The sequence below is a fragment of the Streptomyces sp. CBMA291 genome, from assembly GCF_014596525.1.
Taxonomy (GTDB): Bacteria; Actinomycetota; Actinomycetes; order Streptomycetales; family Streptomycetaceae; genus Streptomyces.
The window spans coordinates 110,729-131,891 of sequence record NZ_MSJP01000022.1; the positions used below are offsets into that span (position 1 = coordinate 110,729).

General features: G+C 72.6%; 16 protein-coding genes. 7 read left to right on the top strand and 9 right to left on the bottom strand.

Translation table 11 applies throughout. The annotated features are described in order from the left end of the window. The first annotated feature begins 26 nt into the window (after nucleotides 1-26). Complete coding sequence (locus tag BU197_RS06250) at nucleotides 27-1,268, top strand: nitrate/nitrite transporter (RefSeq protein WP_188267198.1); 1,242 nt, start codon at nucleotides 27-29, stop codon at nucleotides 1,266-1,268. Between the two features lie 141 nt (nucleotides 1,269-1,409). Further along, nucleotides 1,410-2,939 carry an acyl-CoA synthetase gene (locus tag BU197_RS06255; RefSeq protein ID WP_188267199.1) on the top strand — a complete coding sequence of 510 codons (1,530 nt, stop codon included), beginning with the start codon at nucleotides 1,410-1,412 and terminating at the stop codon, nucleotides 2,937-2,939. Between the two features lie 160 nt (nucleotides 2,940-3,099). Here the strand turns inward: BU197_RS06255 and BU197_RS06260 are convergent, their stop codons facing one another. The 4 genes from BU197_RS06260 to BU197_RS30935 all read right to left on the bottom strand — a co-directional run bounded on the left by BU197_RS06260 (nucleotide 3,100) and on the right by BU197_RS30935 (nucleotide 11,116). Further along, on the bottom strand, nucleotides 3,100-6,876 hold the full coding sequence (locus BU197_RS06260; protein WP_188267200.1) for a S8 family serine peptidase: 3,777 nt from the start codon (nucleotides 6,874-6,876) through the stop codon (nucleotides 3,100-3,102). A gap of 152 nt (nucleotides 6,877-7,028) precedes the next feature. Beyond that, the gene (locus BU197_RS06265) at nucleotides 7,029-8,336 is read right to left on the bottom strand and encodes an MFS transporter (RefSeq protein WP_411158449.1); all 1,308 of its coding nucleotides are present in this window, start codon (nucleotides 8,334-8,336) and stop codon (nucleotides 7,029-7,031) included. After that, on the bottom strand, nucleotides 8,333-8,779 hold the full coding sequence (locus BU197_RS06270; RefSeq protein WP_188267201.1) for a GNAT family N-acetyltransferase: 447 nt from the start codon (nucleotides 8,777-8,779) through the stop codon (nucleotides 8,333-8,335). Before BU197_RS06270 ends, BU197_RS06265 begins: the two co-directional genes overlap by 4 nt. Nucleotides 8,780-8,815: 36 nt before the next feature. Further along, on the bottom strand, nucleotides 8,816-11,116 hold the full coding sequence (locus BU197_RS30935; RefSeq protein WP_317453377.1) for a cytochrome P450: 2,301 nt from the start codon (nucleotides 11,114-11,116) through the stop codon (nucleotides 8,816-8,818). Between the two features lie 14 nt (nucleotides 11,117-11,130). Between BU197_RS30935 and BU197_RS06280 the strand changes: the two genes are divergently transcribed. From BU197_RS06280 to BU197_RS06300, 5 genes are all read left to right on the top strand, one after another. Then, a complete protein-coding gene (locus BU197_RS06280) occupies nucleotides 11,131-12,399 on the top strand; it encodes a cytochrome P450 (RefSeq protein ID WP_188267203.1) in 1,269 nt (422 codons plus the stop codon). Then, on the top strand, nucleotides 12,396-12,893 hold the full coding sequence (locus tag BU197_RS06285) for an NUDIX domain-containing protein (RefSeq protein WP_188267204.1): 498 nt from the start codon (nucleotides 12,396-12,398) through the stop codon (nucleotides 12,891-12,893). Before BU197_RS06280 ends, BU197_RS06285 begins: the two co-directional genes overlap by 4 nt. 114 nt (nucleotides 12,894-13,007) lie before the next feature. Further along, a complete protein-coding gene (locus BU197_RS06290; protein WP_223183339.1) occupies nucleotides 13,008-14,708 on the top strand; it encodes a prenyltransferase/squalene oxidase repeat-containing protein in 1,701 nt (566 codons plus the stop codon). Then, entirely contained in the window at nucleotides 14,705-14,968 is a 264-nt protein-coding gene (locus tag BU197_RS06295) for a hypothetical protein (RefSeq protein ID WP_188267205.1), read from the top strand. The genes BU197_RS06290 and BU197_RS06295 overlap by 4 nt, the downstream gene beginning before the upstream one ends. Beyond that, nucleotides 14,968-16,200, top strand: a complete 1,233-nt coding sequence (locus tag BU197_RS06300; protein WP_223183338.1) for a beta-ketoacyl-[acyl-carrier-protein] synthase family protein — start codon at nucleotides 14,968-14,970, stop codon at nucleotides 16,198-16,200. The genes BU197_RS06295 and BU197_RS06300 overlap by 1 nt, the downstream gene beginning before the upstream one ends. A 122-nt stretch (nucleotides 16,201-16,322) precedes the next feature. Here BU197_RS06300 and BU197_RS06305 read toward each other — a convergent pair whose 3' ends face one another. From BU197_RS06305 to BU197_RS06325, 5 genes are all read right to left on the bottom strand, one after another. Further along, entirely contained in the window at nucleotides 16,323-16,832 is a 510-nt protein-coding gene (locus BU197_RS06305) for a hypothetical protein (RefSeq protein ID WP_188267206.1), read from the bottom strand. A 38-nt stretch (nucleotides 16,833-16,870) separates the two neighbouring features. Next, a complete protein-coding gene (locus BU197_RS06310; protein WP_188267207.1) occupies nucleotides 16,871-17,353 on the bottom strand; it encodes a hypothetical protein in 483 nt (160 codons plus the stop codon). A 39-nt stretch (nucleotides 17,354-17,392) separates the two neighbouring features. Then, the gene (cutA, locus tag BU197_RS06315) at nucleotides 17,393-17,719 is read right to left on the bottom strand and encodes a divalent-cation tolerance protein CutA (RefSeq protein WP_188267208.1); all 327 of its coding nucleotides are present in this window, start codon (nucleotides 17,717-17,719) and stop codon (nucleotides 17,393-17,395) included. 610 nt (nucleotides 17,720-18,329) lie between these two features. Continuing rightward, nucleotides 18,330-19,322 carry an endonuclease/exonuclease/phosphatase family protein gene (locus BU197_RS06320; RefSeq protein WP_188267209.1) on the bottom strand — a complete coding sequence of 331 codons (993 nt, stop codon included), beginning with the start codon at nucleotides 19,320-19,322 and terminating at the stop codon, nucleotides 18,330-18,332. A gap of 192 nt (nucleotides 19,323-19,514) precedes the next feature. Beyond that, nucleotides 19,515-21,080: a trypsin-like serine protease gene (locus BU197_RS06325; RefSeq protein ID WP_188267210.1), complete on the bottom strand. Its 1,566-nt coding sequence runs from the start codon at nucleotides 21,078-21,080 to the stop codon at nucleotides 19,515-19,517. Nucleotides 21,081-21,163 lie beyond the last annotated feature (83 nt).

Sequence of the window (21,163 nt, forward strand, 5' to 3'; positions counted from 1 at the left end):
CCCCGCTCCCGGCCTTGACTGGACCCATGGACACCGAAGCCAAGCCCCCGACCGCGTCCCCGGCGGCCTATCGCAACCTGGTGATGGCCACCCTCGGCTTCGCGCTCACCTTCTGGGCGTGGAACCTGATCGCGCCCCTGGCGAGCTGGTACGGCGACCGGCTGTCGCTCAGCTCCTTCCAGCAGTCGCTGCTGGTCGCGGTCCCCGTGCTCGTCGGCTCGCTCGGCCGGGTGCCGGTGGGCGCGCTGACCGACCGCTACGGTGCCAAGCTGATGTTCCCGCTGGTGTCGGCGCTGACGATCGTGCCCGTCCTGCTGCTCACCGTGGTCAAGGACAACTACGCCCTGATGCTGGTCGTCGGCTTCCTCCTGGGCCTGGGCGGCACCACGTTCGCCATCGGCATCCCACTGGTCAACTCCTGGTTCCCGCCCGCGAAACGCGGCCTGGCGCTCGGGGTGTTCGGCATGGGCATGGGCGGGGTCGCGCTCTCCGGCTACTTCACGCCCAGGATCGCCAAGCACGGCGAGAACCTGCCGTTCTTCGTGGTGGCCCTCGCGCTCGCCGTGTACGCCGTCCTCGCCGTGTTCCTCGTCACCGACCGGCCCGACCGTCCGGTGCCCACCGCTTCCCTGGGCAGCAGGCTGGGCGCGGCGGGACGGCTGCGGGTGACCTGGGAGCTGTCGGCGCTGTACGCGATCGGCTTCGGCGGCATCGTCGCCTTCGGCGTCTACCTGCCGACGTATCTGAAGACCTGGTACGAGCTGGACCCCACCGACGCGGGCACCAAGGCCGCCGGGTTCGCGCTGGCCACCGTCGTCTTCCGGCCGATCGGCGGCTGGCTTTCGGACCGGTTCCACCCGGCGCTCGTGACGGCCGTCGCGCTCGCCGTGGTCGCGCTGCTCGCCATCGTCCAGGCCTTCGACCCGCCGCTGAACCCGGGCGGCACGATCGCCCTGCTGATCATGGCGGCCGGACTCGGCACGTCCAGCGGCTCGGTCTTCGCCCTTGTCTCCCAGGTCACCCCGCAGGCCAAGGTGGGCTCCGTGACCGGCATCGTGGGTGCGATGGGCGGGCTCGGCGGCTTCCTGCCGCCGCTGGTGATGGGCGCGATCTACAGCGCCAAGGGCTCGTACTCGATCGGCTTCATGCTCCTCTCCGATCTGGCGCTCGCGGGCTGTGTGTACGCGTACGGGCGGATGCGCGGAATCCGCCCGGAGAGCGAGGAGCCCCCGGCGGCCCCCACGCCCACGCCGCCCGGCCGCACCTGACCGGGGCCTGCCCCTCTCCTCCCCTCTCCTCCCCTCTCCTCCCCTCCTCTCCTCGCCCCGCCCCGCCCCGCCCCGGGACCGTCCGACCGGCAGAATGCCTCCCGGCGATCCTCGCCTCGACGACCCCGAGGAGTGCGAACGGTGAGTGCTTTCTTCCCCGCCCTGACGGCCGGAGCCGATGCGGACAGGACCGCCGTGCGGTGCGGTCCCGACACCCTGACGTACGGCGGGCTCGCGCGGGCCGCCGGGAACCTGGCCGCCCGGCTCGACGGCGCCGAGCGGGTCGCGGTCTGGGCGACGCCGAGCGCGCGCACGGTGGTCGCGGTGGTCGCGGCGCTGCTCGCGGGCGTGCCCGCCGTACCGCTCAATCCGCGCACCGGAGAGCGGGAACTCGCCCACATCCTGGGCGACAGCCGCCCCTCTGCCGTCCTCGCCGGTCCCGCCGACCCCCTGCCCGCCGGGCTCGACGGACTGCCCCGGATCGACGTGCGCACGGACGACGGGGAGCCGGGCGCCGAGGAGCCGGGCGCCGAAGGCGACCCCCTCGCCGCCGGCCCGGTCGCTCCGGGCCCGATGTCCCCGGTCCCGGTGGCCGGACCGCCCGTCGACCCCGAGGCCGTCGCCCTCGTCGTCTACACCTCCGGGACCACCGGCCCCCCGAAGGGCGTCCTGCTCTCCCACCGGGCCCTCGCCGCCTCCCTCGACGCGCTCGCCGGGGCCTGGTCGTGGACGGCGGACGACGTCCTCGTGCACGCCCTGCCGCTGTTCCATGTGCACGGGCTCGTCCTGGGCGTCCTCGGTCCGCTGCGGCGCGGCGGCGAGGTGCGGCACCTGGGCACGTTCTCCGTCGAGGGCGTGCGGCGGGAGCTGGGCGCCGGGGGCGGCACGATGCTGTTCGGCGTACCGACCATGTACCACCGGCTCGCGGAGGCGCTCGACACGGATCCGGAGCTGGCCGGGGCCCTGTCGGGGGCCCGGCTCCTGGTGTCGGGGTCGGCGGCGCTGCCGGTCCACGACCACCGGCGGATCACCGCCGCGACGGGCCGGACGGTCGTGGAGCGGTACGGGATGACGGAGACGCTGATGAACACCAGCGTCCTGCCGGGCGGCGAGCCGCGCCCCGGGACCGTGGGGGTGCCGCTCGCGGGCGTGGAGCTGCGCCTCGTCGACGACGACGGCTCGGTGCTCGCCGGGGACGACGGGGAGGGGGTGGGCGAGGTGCAGGTGCGCGGCCCGAACCTGTTCTCCGGGTACCTCGGCAGGCCGGAGGCGACGGCGGACGCCTTCGACGGCGACTGGTTCCGCACCGGGGACATGGCGGTCCTGGAGGCGGACGGGTCGGTGCGTCTGGTGGGCCGCAGGGCCACCGACCTGATCAAGAGCGGCGGCTACAAGATCGGGGCGGGTGAGATCGAGAACGCGTTGCTCGACCATCCCGGGGTGCGGGAGGCCGCCGTCACCGGCGAGCCCGACCCGGATCTGGGCGAGCGGATCGTGGCCTGGGTGGTGCCCTCGGACCCCGGGCGCCCGCCGACGGAGGCGGAACTCGCCGCCCATGTGGCGAGGCTGCTCTCCCCGCACAAGCGCCCCCGGGTGGTGCGTCACCTCAGCGCGCTCCCCCGCAACGACATGGGCAAGATCCTGAAGAAGGCACTTCCCGGGGCCGGTTGAGACTCCGGGCCGGGCCGGTTGAGACTCCGGGCGGGGGTGGTCGAGGCTCCGGGCGGGGGCTGAAGGAGCCGGGGCCCCTCCCCCGCGCCCGCCCCGAACGGACGAAGCCGGGCCCCCGGCGCAACGGAGGGGCCCGGCCCGAACAGGCGGTGGAGCGGCGCTACTTCACGCCGACCGCCCGGATGAGTTCCTGCTTCACCGAGCCGCCCCGGTCGTCCGTGGCCCCCGCCCGCAGCGAGACGGAGCCCGCCCCGGACGGGACGCGCAGCTCGCCGGTCCAGGCGACGGCGGCCCCCGCGACGGGCTTGGCGGGCTTGGCGGGCTTGAGGGTCACCTTGGTCCAGGTCACGCCCTCGTCGTAGGAGACCTCCAGGGTGCCGCCGCCGAGCGTGCCGGTGCCGGTGGCGCCCTTCACGTACGCGGCGGAGATCCCGACGGGCAGCCCGCTTCCGGCGCGGACGTCGCCGTTCAGGTCGGTGTCGACGTCGAAGCCGAGGTTGATCAGCGGGAGGTACGTGCTCCGGTCGGCGGGGGTCTCGGCGGAGCGGAAGGTCCACTCGCTGTGGCCCTTGCCCGCGAGCCGCCAGCGCGCCGGGTCGAGCGCGGTGTCGGTGACCACCTTGTAGGCGGCCTCCTCCGCCGGGGCGTCCCACGCGTAGGCGCCGGAGCTGGTCTTGCGGTCGACGCGGACGCCGTTCACGTACACCTCGGTGAACTGGCTCATCGTGTCGTCGTTCCACACATCGCCGAAGCCGGTGTGGTCGGTGCCCGAGTCGCCCCAGCCGGGGGTGTTGAACCGCAGGTCGTTGCCGGTGCGCTCCTGGCCCCAGCCGAGACCGGAGCCCAGCCAGGGGTGCCAGACCGGCCCGAACCAGTCGAGGTCCACCTTGTCGCCGCCCCGGTAGGACGGGGTGCCGCCGCGTTCCTCAAGGGACTCGCCGAGGTCGACGGACTCGTGCCAGCGCTGTCCCGTGCCGGTGGAGACGTACTCGGTGCGGCGGGTCGGGAAGGCGATCCACTCCTTGAAGCCGAAGCCGACGGGGAAGGCGTCGGTGAGCGAGTAGCGGAACTCGCCGCCCAGTTCCTTCCGCTTGGTCGGCATGCGGAACGTCGAGCTGATGGTGGCGAGTTCGTCCGCGCGGGGGCGGAAGACCAGGTCGGTGCCGATGGCGCCGGGGTGCCCGTCGGAGAGGTCGTAGGTGTACGGGGTGAAGCGGGTGCCGGTGAGGTCGACGCGCTTGCCCCGGGTCGCGCCCGCCGCGAGCCGCCGGGCGTCGGCGGCGGGGACGGTGGCGACGGGAAGCGGCCGGTCCTCGTAGGCGTCGGTGCCGAACCAGCCCATGAGCCGGCCGGGCCGGTCGTCGGTGACGAGGAGGATCGCGGCGCCCGCGTCCTGCGCGGTCTGGGCGAGGACGGTGGGCTCCGCGCCCCCGGCCAGCCGGACGAGGACGGCCTTCCCCTTGACGTTCTTCCCGGTGTACTCGGCGGGGGTGCCGGTGCCCGCGTCGACGAGCCCGAGCCGCCGCTCGCCCTCCAGGAGGGCGGTGCCCGCCTGCGGGGTGGCGCCGGAGAGCCGGACGCCGTCGACGCCCGCCTCCAGGAGCGGCTTGCCGAGGCGCCAGACGGTCCGGTACTCGAAGGTGCCGGAGGCGGGCCTGCGGGTGGGCGCGGCGAAGACCGAGTCGTAGGTGGCGGGGACCTGGACGGCTCCGCCGTACGAGGCTCCGTTGGCGTTCCGGGCGAACTCCATGAGGAGCTGACGGGTCTCGGCGCTCCGGGGGACCTCGGCGCGGATCTCGTGCAGCCGCCGGGCGTCAAGGGTGATCTCGCGGTCCCGGTCGAGGGTGATCTCCGGTTCGGCGAGGAAGCCGAGGCCGAGGGAGTCCGCGCCGTGGGAGCCGCGTACGTCGAGGAAGGTGTCGACGGCGTACGTGCCGGGCTTCAGGCGCAGGCGCAGGGTGCCGGAGTCGCCGACGGCGGCCGGGAAGGGGTCGACGCCGGGGGCAAGCTCCTGGACGCCGAGGGTGGTGGTGGCGGGGGCGCCGTCGCGGTCCTTGACGTGGACGGTGAGGGTGTGGCGTTCCTCTTCCTTGACCAGGCCGAGGGCGGTGTGGGCGACGGGGGTTCCGGCCGTGGTCGCGGTGATCCGGCCGGATGACCGGCCGACGGGGGCCCGGGTGCCGTCGCCGGTGACGGTGGTACTCGCGGAGCCGTGGGCGGGCACGGTGAGCGTGGTGTCGGCGAGGGTGGCGGTCCCGGCGGGCATGCCCTCGACGGCGAGGTCGAGGACGACGGGCGCGGCCGAGTCGTTGGCGTAGGTGACGGTCTTGACGACCGGCTTGGCGTCCTCGTAGGGCCAGGCGAGGAAGCCGAGGTCGGCGGAGCCGGTCGCGGTGACGTTCGCGGCGATCGCGGCGGCCACGTCGACGCGCCCGGCGCCGAGGGCGTACGGGGAGGCGTCGAGCGTCTTCGACGAGGACATCAGCGCGTCCTTGAGGCGGGCGCCGGTCCAGTCGGGGTGCCGCTCGGCGAGGAGGGCGGCGGCGCCCGCGATGTGCGGGGTGGCCATGGAGGTGCCGCTCATCGTGGTGTAGAGGCCGCTGCCGGGGAGGAGTCGGGAGCGGGCGGCGAGGATGTCGACGCCGGGGGCCGAGAGGTCGGGCTTGAGTGCCTGGTCGCCGAAGCGGGGGCCCTGGCTGGTGAAGTACGCGGCCTCGTCGGCGGAGTCGACGGCGCCGACGGTGAGCGCGGAGTCGGCGGCGCCGGGCGAGCCGATGGAGCCGGGGTAGCCGGAGTTCCCCGCGGCGATGACGAAGAGGGCGCCGGTCTCGGCGGAGAGCGCGTCGACGGCCTGGGCCATGGGGTCGGTGCCGTCGCTGGGTGCCTCGGAGCCGAGGCTCATGGAGACGATGCGGGCGCCGACGTCCCGGGCGGCCCATTCCATCCCGGCGATGATCTCCGACTCGGAGCCGGAGCCCTCGTCGCTGAGGACCTTGCCGACGGCGAGGTCGGCGCCGGGGGCGACGCCCTTCTCCTGTCCGTCGGAGCCGTTGCCGCTGCCGCCGACGGTGGAGGTGACGTGGGTGCCGTGGCCGTTGCGGTCGGCGACCTCCTCGCCCGCGATGAAGGAGCGGGTCTCGGCGATCCGGCCCGCGAGGTCGGGGTGGCCGAGGTCGGCGCCGCTGTCGAGGACGGCGACCTTGACGCCCTTGCCGGTGATCCCGGCCTCCCAGGCCTTCGGGGTGCCGATCTGGGCGTTGGACTCGGCCAGGGCGGCCTTGACCCGGCCGTCGAGCCAGACCTTGCCGGGGGTCGCGGTCCGGGCTCCGGCGCGGTGGGTGAAGTCCTGCCAGAAGGCGGCGGGGTCGGTGGCGGTGACGGCGGCGCCGTCGATGCTGGGCAGCGGGCGGACGGTCGCGGTGCCGCGCGGGGCGGGGGTACGGGCGCCCTTGCCGTAGGTGACGATCAGGGGCAGGTCGCCGGTGACGCCCTGGGCGACGAGCCCGGTGACGTCGAAGAGGCGCGGGTCGAGCGCGCCGGAGGCGAGGTAGGGGCGGGCCTCGTCGGGGACGACGGTGACCCGGCCGTCGGTCGTCCGGCTGCGGACCGCTCCGGTGGCGCCCCGGGCCCGGTCGACGGTGACGGTCCGCTGCCCGCCCCCGAGGTCGGTGAGGGTGACGCGGTCGCCGGTGACGAGGGTGACGGTGGTGCTGGTGGTGCTGGTGGTGCCGGTCGCGGCGGGAGTGGCGGGGCTTTTCGCGGCTGCGGGACCGGGGGTGGTGGTGCTCCGCGCGGCCGTGGGCCCGGGGGCGGCCGGGCCGGTGGGCGGCGGGGTGTCGGCGGCGGCGGTCTGCCCGGCCGAGAGCATCGCGAGGGAGGCGCCGGCGGCGAGCAGGGCGGCCCTCCCTCTGCCGAAGGGGGTGGTCCTCGACGTCATCGTTTCGAACTCCTCGCGGGATACGGGGTCGGGATGTTTCCGAGTGCCGCGAGGAGTCTTGGCCGGGGGGACGGGAGTGATTCCCGTTGCCCCTGGCGGTTATGCGCCGTGGCGGTCAACCGCCATGCCGTGAAGGGTGGTTGGGGTGGATATCAGGGGGTCGGGTCGAGTGCGTCGTACCGGCGGAAGGAGCGTCCGCGAAGGGCGAGGGCGCCGATCCCGAGGACGCAGGCGATGCCGCCGCCGGTGACGGCCACGGTGGGCGAGGTGAGGTCGGCGACGGAGCCGGCGAGGAAGTCGCCGAGCCGGGGCCCGCCCGCGACGACCACGATGAAGACGCCTTGGAGCCGTCCGCGCATCTCGTCCGGCGCCGCGACCTGCATCATCGTGTTGCGGAAGATCATCGAGACGGTGTCGGAGTATCCGGCGAGAGTGAGCATGAGCAGCCCGAGCCAGAGGTTCCGGGTGAGTCCGAAGACGGCGATGGCGGTGCCCCAGCAGGCGACGGCGAGGAGGATCGCCTGTCCGTGGTGGCGGACGCGGCCCTGCCAGCCGGAGAGGACCGCGCCGAGCAGTGCGCCGAACGCGGGCGCGGCGACGAGGAGTCCGGTGGTCTTCGCGTCGCCGCCGTACCAGAGGACGGCGACGGCGGGGAACAGGGCGCGGGGGTGGGCGAGGATCATCGCGCAGAAGTCGGAGAGGAACGTCATGCGCAGATTGGGGCGGGTGGCGAGGAAGCGGAGTCCGTCGAGGACGGAGGCACGCTTGCCGCCGGTCCGCTCGGGGAGCATCGACGGCAGCCGCCACATCGCGTAGAGGCTCGCGGTGAAGGCGAGGGCGTCGACGAGATACGCGGTCTGGTAACCGGCGAATCCGACGATCAGACCGCCGAGGCTGGGGCCTACGAGGGTGCCGAAGGTGGTGGTCATCGAGTTGAGGGCGCTGGCGGCGCGCAGCTGCTCGGGCGGCAGGAGCCGGGGGATCATCGAGCTGCGGGCGGGCCCGTTGAGCGCGCCGCAGACCGCTTGGAGGGCGACGATGCCGTAGAGGAACCAGACGCGGTGGTAGCCCGCGAACGCGGCGACGGCCAGGGCTATGGAGAGCACGGCGGAGCCGAGGGAGCTGTACAGACCGAGCTTGCGGCGGTCGACGGTGTCGGCGATGGCACCGCCGTACAGCCCGAAGACGATCAGCGGGACGAGCGAGAAGAGTCCGACGAGCCCGACGGAGAGCGTCGAGCCGGTGATGTCGTAGACCTGGAGGGAGATGGCGAGGGCGGTCATGCCCTGGCCGACCCAGGAGACGGTGCCGCCGAACCAGAGCCGCCGGTAGTCGGCGGAGGTCCGCAGCGGGGTGAGGTCGGCGAAGACCCTGCGGCGTTCGGGAACCTCCTCGGGGGCCTCGGGGGGTTCGGGGGTGACGGCTCCTTCGGGGCGCGGGGGTGGCTGGGTGGCGGTCACGCGATGTCGTACCGCAGCTCGGGGCGGGCCCAGTGGACGTGCCCGGCGGGCTGGACGGTCCCGGTGCGGACGGCGCCGGTACGCAGATAGAACTCCTCGGCGGGCGGGTGGGAGACGACCCGTACGGTGCGGAGTCCGGCGGCCCTGGCCTGTCCGGTCATGTGCTCCATGAGGAGCCGTCCGATTCCTCGGCCCTGGGCGCTGTCGGCGACGAACGCGAGGTCGAGTTCGGCGTCCTCGACGAGCAGCGCGTAGAAGCCGAGCACCCGTCCTTCGGCGTCGGTGGCGACGTGGACGGGGTGGTGTTCGATGTAGGCGCCGCCGACCTGGTAGCCCTCGACCATGGCGGCGTAGTCGCCCCGGTAGGCGCCGGAGCGGCGGACGAGCCGGGTGAGCCGGGGGGAGTCTTCGGCGGTGGCGCGCCGGACGGTGAACTCGGACATAGGGACGAGTCTAGGGGCGACCGCCCTGCTCGGTCCTTACGTTTTTCTGGCGCCCCCGGGGCCCTGCCGGGCGGCGAGCAGCATCCGCTGGGGGCCGGGGGAGAGCACGATACGCGGGACGGGGCGGGGCGGGCGGGCGGAGAGCGGGGTCAGCCGCCAGCGGGCGGCGACGGCGGCGAGCGCGAGGGTGGCCTCCATCGTGCCGAAGACGTCGCCGAGGCACTTGGTGGCGCCGAGCCCGAACGGCAGGAAGGCCTCGCGGGGCACCTCGCCCGCGCCCCACCGGTCCGGGTCGAAGCGCGCCGGGTCCCGGTGGAGGTCGGGCCGCCGGTGGACCAGATAGAGGCAGCAGACGACCATGGCGCCCTCGGGGACGGCGAGCCCGGGGGCGAGTTCCGCCCGGCGGGTGGCGGTCCTGGTGACGGCCCAGGCGGGCGGGTAGAGCCGGAGCACCTCGCGGACGACGTCCCCGGTGTACGGCAGCCGGGGCAGGTCGGCTCCGGTGGGCGGGCGCCCGCCGAGGACCGTGTCGACCTCCGCGTGCAGCCGGGCGAGGGCCCCGGGGTGATCGGCGAGGAGCCGCAGGGCCCAGGCGACGACCGAGGAGGTGGTCTCGGCGCCCGCCAGGACGAGCGTCGCCGCCTGGTCGCCCAGTTCCCCGTCCGGGAGCGGGCGTCCCCGGTCGTCGCGGGCGGCGAGCAGCAGGGAGAGGGCGTCGCCGTGGTCGGCGCCGGAGGCCCTGTGGGCGGCGACGAGCGCGCCGACGCCGGTCCGCCAGGCGGCGAGGGCGCGCCGGTAGCGGCGGCGGGCCGGGGACGGCACCCGGTCGACGCCGGGGACGACGACCCGGGTGTAGACCCCGCGCAGCAGCACGTCGAGGGCGGCGCGCAGTTCCTCGCCCGCGACGGGGTCGAGCCCGGCGGAGAAGAGGGTGCGCAGGGTAACGGCGGTGGTGAGCCGGAACGCCTCCTCGGTGACGTCGACGACCTCTCCGGGCCGCCAGCGCTCGGTGAGCGCCCGGTTCTCGGCGGTCATCACGGCGGCGTAGCGGTCCATGAGCCCGGGGCGGAAGGCGGGCTGGAGGGTCCTGCGCTGCCCGAGGTGCTCGGCGTGCGGGCAGGTCGCGAGCCCGTTGCCGAGGACGGCCCGGACCTTGTCGTAGAGGACACCGTCCCGGTCGAAACTCCGCCGGTCGGTGAGGACCCGCCGCACGAGCGCGGGATCGCTCACGACATGGAGCACCTGGGGCCCCATCCGGACCCGGACGACACCGCCGTACGCGGGCAGCGAGTCGAGGAACTCCAGGGGACGGGTGAAGAGATACGGCAGATGCCCGAGCAACGGCCAGGAACCGGGGGCGGTGAGGGGGGTGGTGACGGGGGCGGGGGTGGTGAGGGGGGCGAGAGGGGTAGGGGTGGCGAGGGGGGGGGGGGGCTCGGCCCCTGAAGCGCCGACCGGACACCCGCGCCCGCCCCCGGCGCCCGGGGCGGGCTCGCGCTCCGGGGCGGATTCCCGGCTGGCGTGGCCGCCTCCGGCATCCGGGACGGGCCCCGACTCCGACTCCGGCACCGGCACCGGCACTGACACCGGCTCCGGCAGTCCCGGCTCCGGCCCCAGCCCCGACCCCGGCCCCGACGGCTCCGGCCCCGCCCCCGAACCGATCCCCCGCCTCACGCGCCCACCCCCGTACGCACGAACGCCCCGACCCCGGAACGACGTTCGGCGGCACCCAAGGTAGCGAGCCACCGTGGGGAAGCGGCGTCGGCGCCCGTCAGCGCGCGGTCGGCGAGGAAGGCGCGGCGGAGACGAGGGGCAAGACGGCGAGGGGCAGGACGGCGAGGGGCGAGACGCCGGACGGGGGCGGCTCCGGGCAGGCACCCGAGGGCACGAAGCCGCCCGGTGTCGGCGTCGGCGTCGGCGTCGGCGAAGGCGGCGGCGTACGTCCCTGCGGGCGGGACGCCGAGGGCGGACGGCCGGGTGGCGCAGGGCGGCGGCCGGAACGCGGGAAGGACGGCGGCGGTCTCCGCGAGCGCCCCGAGCCCGGTTAGCTCGTACAGGTGATGTTTCGAGTCGAAACCAGGGCAAGGTTCCCGGCTCGGCCTCCGGGTGCTTCCGGCGAGCCGGTGGGCCGGTTCGGCCGGCGCTTCGACCCGGTGGGCCGGATGCGTCAACATCGCAGATGAGGAGTGAGGTTGACCCTCGAAGACGACCAGCGCGCCGAGGCGCGGGGCGGAGGTCTCGGAGTGCGGCGCGGCCACACCCGGCGAGAGTCTGCCGAGCACCGCGCGGGGCCCGCCTCCGGCGGTCTTGCGGGAGTCTGAAGATCGCACAGAGCACTACGATACGTCATCATGCAATCGCAAAGCGTGATCAGCGGTGCGCTTCCCGACTTCCTCGACGATGACGTCGTGGCGACCTGGGCCGCCTCCGGAGCCCCCCTCGTCGACCTGCTGCGCCTGGCCCGCACCCCCGGTCGGCTCACCGGCTTCCGCCGGGCGGGGCGGCCCGCCGTACTGATCACGGAGCCCCGGCAGGTCCACGAGGTGCTGGGCCTGGGCGGCGACCGGTTCGTGAAGCACTCCCACCGCGCGAGGCCGCTGCTCGGCGACGGCACGCTGACCGCCACCGGCGGGGCCTGGCGCTCCCAACGGCGCCTGCTCCAGGGCATGTTCACGGGCCGGGGCATCCGGCGCTGGGATCATCACATCACCGGCGCGACCGCCTCCGTCGTCGACCGCTGGGCGGGGCTCGCCCGCCGGAACGAGCCGACGGACATCGCGGAGGACGTGCAGTTCTTCACCGTCGACACGATCTGGCGCGTGCTGACCGACCGCCCGCTGGAGCGGGAGACCTACGTCGATCTGGCGGCCGTCCAGGACATCGTGGCCGCGCTCCCCGCCGACGTGGGCGGCGCCGAGACGCTGCCGCCCCGGGTGGAGGCGGCGCTGACGGCCCTGGACGAGCGGGTACTGCGCGCCCTCGCCGAGGCGCGGGCGCGGCACCGCCCCGGCGGGACGAGCGTCCTCGCCCGGCTGCTCGACGCGGCCGACACCCTCCCCGCGTACACCGACCGGCTTGTCAGGGACGAGCTTGTCACCCTGCTCGTCGCCGGTTACGAGAGCAGCGCCCGCACGCTGACCTGGGCCTTCGTCCTGCTCGACGGGCACCGCGAGGTGATGGAGCAGGCGGCGGGGAACCCGTCGCTGGTCGGGGCCGTACTCCACGAGACGCTACGGCTCTACCCGACGGGCTGGCTGCTGCCCCGGCACTGCCCGGCCGACGAACCGCTCGACGGCCACCTCGTCCCCGCCGGTACGGACCTCCTGGTCTGCCCCTATCTGACCCACCGCGACCCCCGGGTGTGGCCCGAGCCCGACACCTTCCGTCCCGGGCGTTTCCCCCTCGGGACGCCGCTGCCGCCCGGCGCGTACCTGCCGTTCGGCATCGGCCCGCGCGCCTGTCTGGGCACCCGGTTCGCGATGCGCGAGATGGAGGCGCTGCTCGGCGCCCTCCTGGAACGGTTCACCGTCGAGACCACCGCCCCGGCGGGCAGGCCGGTCTTCGGCGTCAACCTGCGTACGGAGGGACCGCTGCACGCGCGCGTGCGGGAGCGGACGTGAACGCCCACGCGCACGAGTGGATCGACTACGTCGACCCCGGCGACCGGGTCGTGGCCCAGGGGCGCCGCACCGGACTGCCTCCCGGGCTGCTCCGCCGGTACGCGGCCACCGTCTGCTCCGACCACGCGGGCAGGGTCCTCCTCTACCGCCGTACGCCGCTGGCCGACACCTACCCGGACCACTACGACGTGCTGGTCGGCGGGGCGGTGCGGACCGGCGAGGAGTACCGGACCGCCGCCCTGCGGGAACTCCGGGAGGAACTGGGCTGGGAGACGGCCACCGGGCTCGTCGAGGCCTATCGGGTGCGCGTCGACGACCCTCACGGCGCCTGCTTCCTGACGGTCCACCGCTGGGTGGCCGACCGTCCACCCCGGCCCGACCCGGAGGAGATCGCCTGGTGCGGCTTCGTCGCCCCCCTCACGATCGCGGCGGGCGGCTACACCCCCCTGGTCCCGGCAGGAGCCGACGCCGTACGCCGCCTCTTCCTCTCCTGACCCGCCTGAACCACCCGCCTCTTCCTCTCCTGCCCCTGCCCCTTCCTCTCCTGCCCCCCCCTGAACCACCCGCCCCTCCGACTCCCCCGTCCCACGCACCTGAACACCCACCCGATGACACACCTGAACACGCACCTGAACACGCACCTGATGAAGGACACCCGCACCATGACGTACTGCGCGCCGCCCTTACCGGGGGTCTCCCTCGCCCTCCCCGGCCCCCGGACCGGACCGGCGGCGGACACCGGTCGGCTCGACCGGGCGCGGGCCCGGCTCGCCGGCCGGCTCCTCGCGGACACTGGCCCCGACGGGCTGCTCCGCGCGCCCTGCGACAGCCGTCTCCTGGAATCGGCGCTGGCCCTGCGGCTGCTCACCGTGACCGGGACCGACCCGGACGCCCAGGAACGTCTGATCCGCTTCCTCAAGACCACGCTGGACGAGGGCGCGCCCGACCCGGTGCAGGAGGCGGCGGCGCGGGCGGCGATGGGCGAGTACGTGGACGGGCGGGCGGCGCTGACCCGGCTGCTCGGCGGCTTCGACCACTTCACCGCCGGGCGCAAGCACCTGATGTTCCAGACCGTCCTGGCCGAACTCGGCGCCCACCCCTTCCCCGAACTCCCCTCCCCCTGCGGCCTGTTCGCGGCACACGGCCAACAGCGCTGGCTGGTCACGGAGATGGCCGCGCTGAAGGTCCTGTACGCCTTCGGCACCGGCTCGCCCCGGCTCGTCACCGAGGACGACTGGCGGACGCTCGCCCCTTCCGCGCGGCCGGGCCCTCCCCCGTACGGCAATCATCTCGCCCGGATCCTCGCGCTGCTCGCGCTGCGGCACCGGCCCCGGTACGCCGATGCCGTACGGGGGCGGGCGCGGGAGCTGCGGAGGTGGCTGCGTCCGGACGGCGGGCTGCCGTTCATCACGGGCATGGACGTGTTCGCGACGGCGACCGGCGGGCTGGCCCTGGCGGGCGCGGGGGCCCCCGCACACACCCTCCGCGCGCTCGCCACCGATCTGACGACCCACCAGAACACGGACGGTGGCTGGGGTTTCGACCAGGATGTCACCCAGAGCGATGTCGACGACACCTCGTACTGCGTGGAGTTCCTGCGGACGGCGGCTCCGGAGCGGTGCGGGGCCGAGGTGGCGGCGGGTGAGCGGTATCTGCTCGCGCGGCGGGGCGCGGACGGTGGTTTCCCCACCTTCGAGCGGGGCACGGCCTCCGAGGTCGCCATGACGGCGGCGGCCGTGAACGCGCTGGCCCCCGAGCCCGCGCATCGCGCCGCGGTGACGGACGCCATCGGGTTCCTGGTGGCGCGGCAGGAGGCGACCGGGCCGTTCGAGCGCAGCTGGAGCCTGAACGAGAGCAACGCGCTCTTCCGTACGGTCCTCGCCTACGACTCCTTCCTGACCGTCGCGGCGCCCGGCCACCCGGCACGCGCCGGGGTCGCGCGGGCCCGTTCCCGGGCGGTGGCGCGGCTCGTCGACACGCAGCACGCGGACGGCGGGTGGGGGCATGTGCCCGGCGACCCGAGCGACCCGATCAGCAGCGCGTACGCGCTGATCGTCCTCGCCCGGACGCCCGCGCTGCCCTCGGCGGTCGGCGCGGCGGAACGTGCGGTACGCCATCTGCTGGACCGGCAGCGCCCCGACGGCGGGTTCGTCTCCCGTCCCGACCAGGCGGGGCCCCGGCCGCTCGCCTACCACGTGCCGCTGCTCACCGACATCTGCGTCCTGCTCGGCCTGAACCAGGCGCGCGCGTCCGCCGCGCGCGCCCTGCCCCGCGCCCTGCCCACCCCCTGCGGACAAGGAACGTCATGAGCTTCGAGGAAGTGAGGAACCGGCTCGTCCTGGACCCGACGGGGAGCACCCCGGACCCGAAAGGGAGCACCCCGGGCCCGAAGGGGACCACCCCGGACGTGACGCGGGAGGAAACCGGGCTCGGCTCGCCGCCCCTCGCGGACCTGCCGCTGTTCCCACGCGAGGGGCGGGGCTTGGCCGTCCCCGAGGAGGAGCTGTACGCGGCGCCGACCGTGCCCCCGATCGGGCGGCGGGTCGCGGCCCGCGCGGGAGCGGTCTGATGGCGGGCGCGGTGGCGGTCACCGGGATCGGCCTGTTCACCCCGGCGGGCGGCGACCGGGAGACGACCTGGGAGACCGTCCGCGCGGGGAAGCAGACGGCAGGGGTCGAGGAGTGGGAGGGGCTGCGGTACCTGACGTGCCGGGCGCCCGCCTTCCCGGGAAGCCCCGCAGGGCCCGCGGCCTCCCGACGCCCGGACCGCAGCGCGGGCCTCGCGCTGTGCGCGGCGCGGGAGGCGCTCGCCGACGCGGGATTCGCGCACGGCTCCCCGGGAGGCCCGTGGGGTGTCGCGGCGGACCCGGCGCGGGTCGGGGTGGTGGCCGGGATCGGGGTGGGCCCCGTCCTCACGTACGAGGAGCAGCGCGGGCTGCTCGGGCGGGGCGGGCCCTGGGGGATGTCGCCGTACGCGGTGCCGGGGGCGTTGCCGAACGCGGTGGCGGCGCAGTTGTCGGTCGAGTTCGGGGCGCGGGGCCCGTCGATGACGGTGACGACGGCGTGCGCGGCGGGTGCGACGGCGATCGGCACGGCGCTGGACCTGCTGACGCTGGGCCGCTGCGACGTGGTCCTCGCGGGCGGTACGGACGCGCCGTTGAGCCCGTACTACCTCGCGGGCTTCGACCGGCTGGGCGCGCTGTCGCGCCGTTTCCACGACCCGGGCGGCGGGCTGCGCCCGTTCGACGTGGACCGGTCGGGCTTCGTGATGGGGGAAGGCGCGGGCTTCCTGGTCCTGGAGCGCCCGGCGGACGCGGCGGCCCGGGGCGCGAGGGTCCGGGCGCTGGTCAGGGGGTACGGGGCGACGTCCGACGCACACCATCTGGTGGCACCGCGCCCGGACGGCGAGGGCCTGTCGGAGGCGGTCCTGAACGCACTGTCGGAGGCGGGCGCGACACCGTCCGACGTGACCCTGGTGAACGCCCACGGCACGGGAACGCCCCTGGGGGACGCGGCGGAGGCGAAGGTCCTGGCGTCCCTGCTGCCGCACCACCCGCCGGTGACGTCGACGAAGGGCGTGACGGGCCATCTCCTGGGCGCGGCGGGCGCGGTGGAGGCGGCCCTGACGGTCCTGTCGGTCGAGGAGTCGACGATCCCGCCGACGGCGAACCACACGGAACCCGGCGAGGGCATCACCCTGAACATCCCGACGGCCACCGGCCCGACCCGCCCCGGTCTGGCGGTGTCCACGTCGGTGGGGTTCGGGGGGCACAATGCGGCGTTGGTGTTCGGGGCGGGGTGAGGGGACCCGGGTGACGCGGGGCGGCACAGACCCCGGCCCCCGGCAGATGGCGATGCCACGCCACTGCCGGGGGCCGGGCTGTCAGGGCCAGAAGCTCGACGCGCCTTGGCCGGGGTCACCTGTCACTGCATGCAGTACATCCCCAGGTAGACCTCGCCCTTCCAGTTCTTCTCCTCCGGAATGATGGCCCGGTAGGTCAAGAGACACTCTCCGTTCCAGTCTCGGCCGGAAAAGCTCGTCAGATAGCGATCACTATCATTCAGATCCCACCCCTTCCCTTTGGGGTGGTAGAGCTGATCGATTTGCCGTGGTGGGACTTGAACGAACCTCTCCAACCGCATCCCCAGCGAGGAGAGATAGGCAGCAGCGACATCGCTCGAATCCGCGACAAACGACATTTCTGCCGAGAAGCCGTCCCTGTCTTCTTTCTCGCAGAACTTGAGGGAAGTCACCTCCGGAATCTCACCCAGCGAATACTTCACTTTCAGCCGCTCCGGAAGCTCCCCGGTCAGGCACGACTGCGCCCTGCCGGACGAGAGCCCGGAACACGCCGACGCCGACAAGCCCAGGCTGAGCAGCAGGGCGACACCACCCCTGAACCGCACGCCGGACCACCCCATGAACCTCTGCATCGAACTCCCCCACCCCTATGCCCGCCAGCGGCTATCCCTCACTGCATGCAATACATCCCCAGGTAGACCTCACCCTTCCACTTCTTCTTCTCCGGAATGATGGCCCGGTAGTCCAAGAGACACTGCCCGTTCCAGTCCCGGCCGCCGGAGCTCGTCAGATAGCGCTGATCATCGTTCAGCTCCCACACCTTGCTCTTAGGGTGGTAGAATCGATCAATTTGCCTTGGCGTGACTGCAACGAAATCTTCCACATGCATCCCCATGGAAGAGATGTAGGCAGAAGCAGCATCGTTCGTATCCGCGACAAACGACACATCCGCCAGAAAGCCATCTCTGTCCTCCTTCTCGCAGAACTTGAAGGAAGTCACCTCCGGAAGCTCACCCAGCGAATACTTCACCCTCAACCGCTCCGGAAGCTCCCCGGTCAGACACGACTGTGTCCTGTCGGACAAGGGCACGGAACACGCCGACGACAGCAGCCCCAGACCGAGAACGAGGGCGGCAACACCTATGGATCGCATGCCGGTTCACCTTACGAGGTCGCGTTCGCCCCTCGGTGCTCAGGTGTTCGGAGTCGCCTCCTCGGCCACCCATGACAGATACGCCTCGGAGCCGCCGGTGACGGGCAGGGTGATCCACTCCGGGACCTCGTACGGGTGCCGCCCGTGCACCCATACCTGGAGTTCCGGCAGTCGTGTGACCGTCGTCTTGAAGGAGATCCGCCACTCCGTCGCCGTCTCGATCCGGCCCTCCCAGCGGTAGACCGCGGTGACGGGCGGGTCGATGTGCGCGCAGGCGGCGAGCCTCGCCTCCACCGCGCCCTTCGCCAGAGCGTGCGCGGCGCTCTCGTGGTCGACGGTCGTCTGCGCGATCAAAATCCCGGTCATCCGCAGTGGCCTCTCGTTCGACGCCTCGTCAGGAAGCGTGCATATGGCGAGGGTCACAGGATCGCCCGGCCCGCCCGACTCGTGGCCGATTCCGGTCGGGGCCATCCGGGGGAACCTGTCACGTGTCGGAGTGGCACCCCCGCATCGGGTGCCACTCCGGCGCTACCGTGCAACCAGTGTCCCGCCTGGCTGCGACGTTGCTGCTGGGTGGGGCGGGTGGGACTCGAACCCCTTTCAGTGACGCGTCTCACCTGCGGCGATGCCGAAAGGTCGGACAAAACCATCCGACTCCATCCGGCTGCGTCCCCCTTCGATCCCCTTCGATCGAGAACCGTGCAGCGTTCGCTGCACGGGCTTTTCTGCGGCCCGGCCTCCTCGCAGCTGCGAAGCGCAGGAAAGCTCGGCACACCAAAAGCGCGAATCGGGCCTCGGATCGGCCCCGTCTGGGCGCGTGGCCGACCTCGGGCAGCAGTTACGTTGCGTAGTGCTGCACCTGTGAACCCAGGGGCCCTCATTGACAGTGCCGACGAACAGTTATGCGGTCTGTGCGGTGGGCTGCTCCACCGTACAGACCGCACACTGTCGCCTTACTCACGGCACCTACCGGGGCTCAAGAGGCCCAGTTGGCTGCTCCGCGCAGGAGGCGGTGGTCGGAGACCTTGGTGTCGACAGGGAGTGAGTCGCCGACCACGTCCTTGAAGTGACGCGTACTGAAGAACAGATAATCGATCTTGCACCAGTACTCGTCGCCCGGCACGTTGACTTTGCCCTGGCTGTAGTAGGTGGGCTCGCCGGTACGGCACTCAACGGATCCCTCCGGGCACTGAAGGACGCTGTTCGGGATGTCGTTGGGGTTGGTGCCGGTGTCGCTCTGGTCCGCCTCGGTGAAGACCCCGTGCGAGTTCCCTCCCGCAGCAGGGCTGTAGACCCCGTCCATGAACGTGTCGCTCGGGAAGCCGTTGAAGTCACCGCCCAGGATGACGGGGATGCCGGCCCGCTCCCACGCCTCCACCTGCCAGAGGAGGTCGGCGGTTTCGGCGTCCCGTTCGGGGTTGTTGCCCTCGGTGTCACCCCAGAAAAGATGCACCGAACAGGCCCAGCTCAGCCTGTCCCTGAGGTAGCTCTTCACGCAGGGAACGCGGATCGGCTCGGTCTCCGTGCCCTGCGTCAGGTCCAGCGTCTTGGTCTGGACGATGGCCCCCTTGACGAAGAGGGCGTTGCCGTAGGGGTCACCGGCACAGGCATCGCTTCGTCCCGTGAGGGAGGCTGTGAAGCGGCCGTTGAATCCCAGCGGTGCAAGCTTGGTGCTGAGCTCGGTGTACTGGTCCTGACACACCTCTTGGAGGAATAGCTGGTCGGCCTTCCAGCCGGTGGAGTTGGCCTCCGCCACGATGCTGCTGATCCGGGCCGCGTTGCTGTAGCCGGTCGGCCCCTTGCCTTCCGCACACACGTTGCCGCACATGTTGTAGCTGATGAACCGCAGCGCCTGTGCGGTGTTGACGGGGACGGTGTCTGCGGCAGCGGGGGTCGGGGAAGCGAGGGTGGTGAGCAGCAGCGCTGTCGCTGTTCCCAGGGTCGCGGCGAGTGCCTTGAGACTTCTCAACGGTGTTTCCTTCAAGGGGTGGTGTGGGTCTCTCACCGCGATGCCGGGTGTCCGCGGGTCAGGATGTGGCGGGCTGGTACTCATGCGCCTGAGGCCGGTTTCGCGGCGCCGGAGCGCAGGTGAGGAAGCCAGGGAAAAGCGCGCCGGGTCATGGGCGCCCGGCGGGCTCTGTGACGAGGGGGCTGGGATCGCTCATGCGAGCAGAAGGTTGGTCTTCCAGGTGAGGTCGCCCAGAGGGATCCGCTTGTACGTGTCGAGTTGGCCGTTGCCCTGGCTGGCGTAGCTGTTCAGGCTGCCCGCGTCCCAGATCGCGATGAGGTCCGCGAGGCCGTCGCCGTTGTAGTCGCCGCTGGCCAGATGCCGGACGCTTCCCCATGTGGCGAGACCTGTCGAGACCGGGACCTCCGTGCTGAGTGTGCCGTCGTTGCGGCCCTGGTAGTAGTGAAGGGTGCCGTTGGGCCAGACCGCCATCAGGTCCCCCACGCCGTCGCCGTTGTAGTCGCCGGCCGTCAGGTGCTTGGTGTCGCCCCAGGTGGTGCCACCGGTAGCGATCGGGGTCTCCGGGTCGACGGTGCCGTCGCCTCTGCCACGGTAGTAGTGCAGGGTGCCGTTGGGCCAGACCGCGATGAGGTCGGCGATGCCGTCACCCGTGAGGTCCGCGGCCGTGAGGTACTGGAGGCTGCCCCAGGTCTTCCCGTTCAGAGCGATCGCTTTCTGCTCGTCGATGGTGCCGTCACCCTTGCCACGGTAGTAGTGGAGGCTGCCGTCGTCCCATACCGACATCACATCGGCGATGCCGTCGTTGGTGAAGTCGCCCTTGGCCAAGTGCTTGGTGTGGAGCCACGAGTTGAGCCCCGTCAGCTTGGTCCGGGCGTCGAGAAGCCCGCCCGCACCGTCGCCGGGGTAGGAGTGCAGACTGCCTTCGCTCCACACGGCCGTCAGGTCGGCGATGCCGTCGCGCGTCAGGTCGTCCTGGGAGCGGACCATGGTCTCGTGCTTGACCTCGGTCCGGAACTCGGTCATCCGGGTGTACACGCCGTAGCCGATCGAGTTCTTGCAGCCGGGGTTGAAGGAAGCGATGCCGGCGAGGACACCGCCCACGACCAAGGGACCACCTTCGTCGTGGCTGCAGAAGGTGTTGGGCGAGTTCGGATGGCCCGCGCAGACCGCCTTGGCCGTGTCGAGCGAGATCCCGTTTGCCTGGTACTGATCAGAGCAGGTGGAATCGGCGACCATGGGTACCTGGGTGCTCAGCAGGAAGTTGTTGCCGTCGGCGTCACCGCTGTAGGTGCCGCCCCAGCCGTAGACGGTGCCCATCGTGCCCGGGCTGTAGACGGCGGTGCTGCTGGCGATGGGCAGCGGAGTGACGTCCTGCGGCAGGGGCTTGTGCAGACTCAGAAGGGCCAGGTCGTTGACGTATGAGCCGTCGCCGGCCTTCTTGTACTCGGGCTGCTTCCACTTCTTGGTGACGAACCGTTCCTGGCCCCCGGAGTCCAGGAGATTGGTACGTCCCGAAACGATCTTCAGATCGCCCGCCGCTCGCAGCTCGACGCAGTTTGCCGCCGTCGCAACGTGGCTCGGGCCGACGAGGACACCTCCGCACCGGAAGGCGTAGCCGGTGCCGACCTTCTCGTAGACCGCCATCATCCACGGCACCTGGGCGATGTCGGTGGGGTTCCCGCCGATGATGTACGGCGTGACATCGGGGCCGTCGTCGGCGGTCGCCTGGCTTGCTGTCGCGGTCGCACCGATGGCCACGAGAAGGGCACCAGTGAAACCTGAGATAAGTCGGCGCCCTATTCTTCGGCGCGAATTTGTACCCATACGATGCTCCAGCTTGA

Excerpts from the sequence above, each read along its gene's own strand:
- BU197_RS06250 (WP_188267198.1), top strand. The coding sequence starts at position 27 with ATGGACACCGAAGCCAAGCCCCCGACCGCGTCCCCGGCGGCCTATCGC.
- BU197_RS06260 (WP_188267200.1), bottom strand. The coding sequence starts at position 6,876 with ATGACGTCGAGGACCACCCCCTTCGGCAGAGGGAGGGCCGCCCTGCTC.
- BU197_RS06270 (WP_188267201.1), bottom strand. The coding sequence starts at position 8,779 with ATGTCCGAGTTCACCGTCCGGCGCGCCACCGCCGAAGACTCCCCCCGG.
- BU197_RS06280 (WP_188267203.1), top strand. The coding sequence starts at position 11,131 with ATGCAATCGCAAAGCGTGATCAGCGGTGCGCTTCCCGACTTCCTCGAC.
- BU197_RS06290 (WP_223183339.1), top strand. The coding sequence starts at position 13,008 with ATGACACACCTGAACACGCACCTGAACACGCACCTGATGAAGGACACC.
- BU197_RS06295 (WP_188267205.1), top strand. The coding sequence starts at position 14,705 with ATGAGCTTCGAGGAAGTGAGGAACCGGCTCGTCCTGGACCCGACGGGG.
- BU197_RS06300 (WP_223183338.1), top strand. The coding sequence starts at position 14,968 with ATGGCGGGCGCGGTGGCGGTCACCGGGATCGGCCTGTTCACCCCGGCG.
- BU197_RS06305 (WP_188267206.1), bottom strand. The coding sequence starts at position 16,832 with ATGCAGAGGTTCATGGGGTGGTCCGGCGTGCGGTTCAGGGGTGGTGTC.
- BU197_RS06310 (WP_188267207.1), bottom strand. The coding sequence starts at position 17,353 with ATGCGATCCATAGGTGTTGCCGCCCTCGTTCTCGGTCTGGGGCTGCTG.
- cutA (WP_188267208.1), bottom strand. The coding sequence starts at position 17,719 with ATGACCGGGATTTTGATCGCGCAGACGACCGTCGACCACGAGAGCGCC.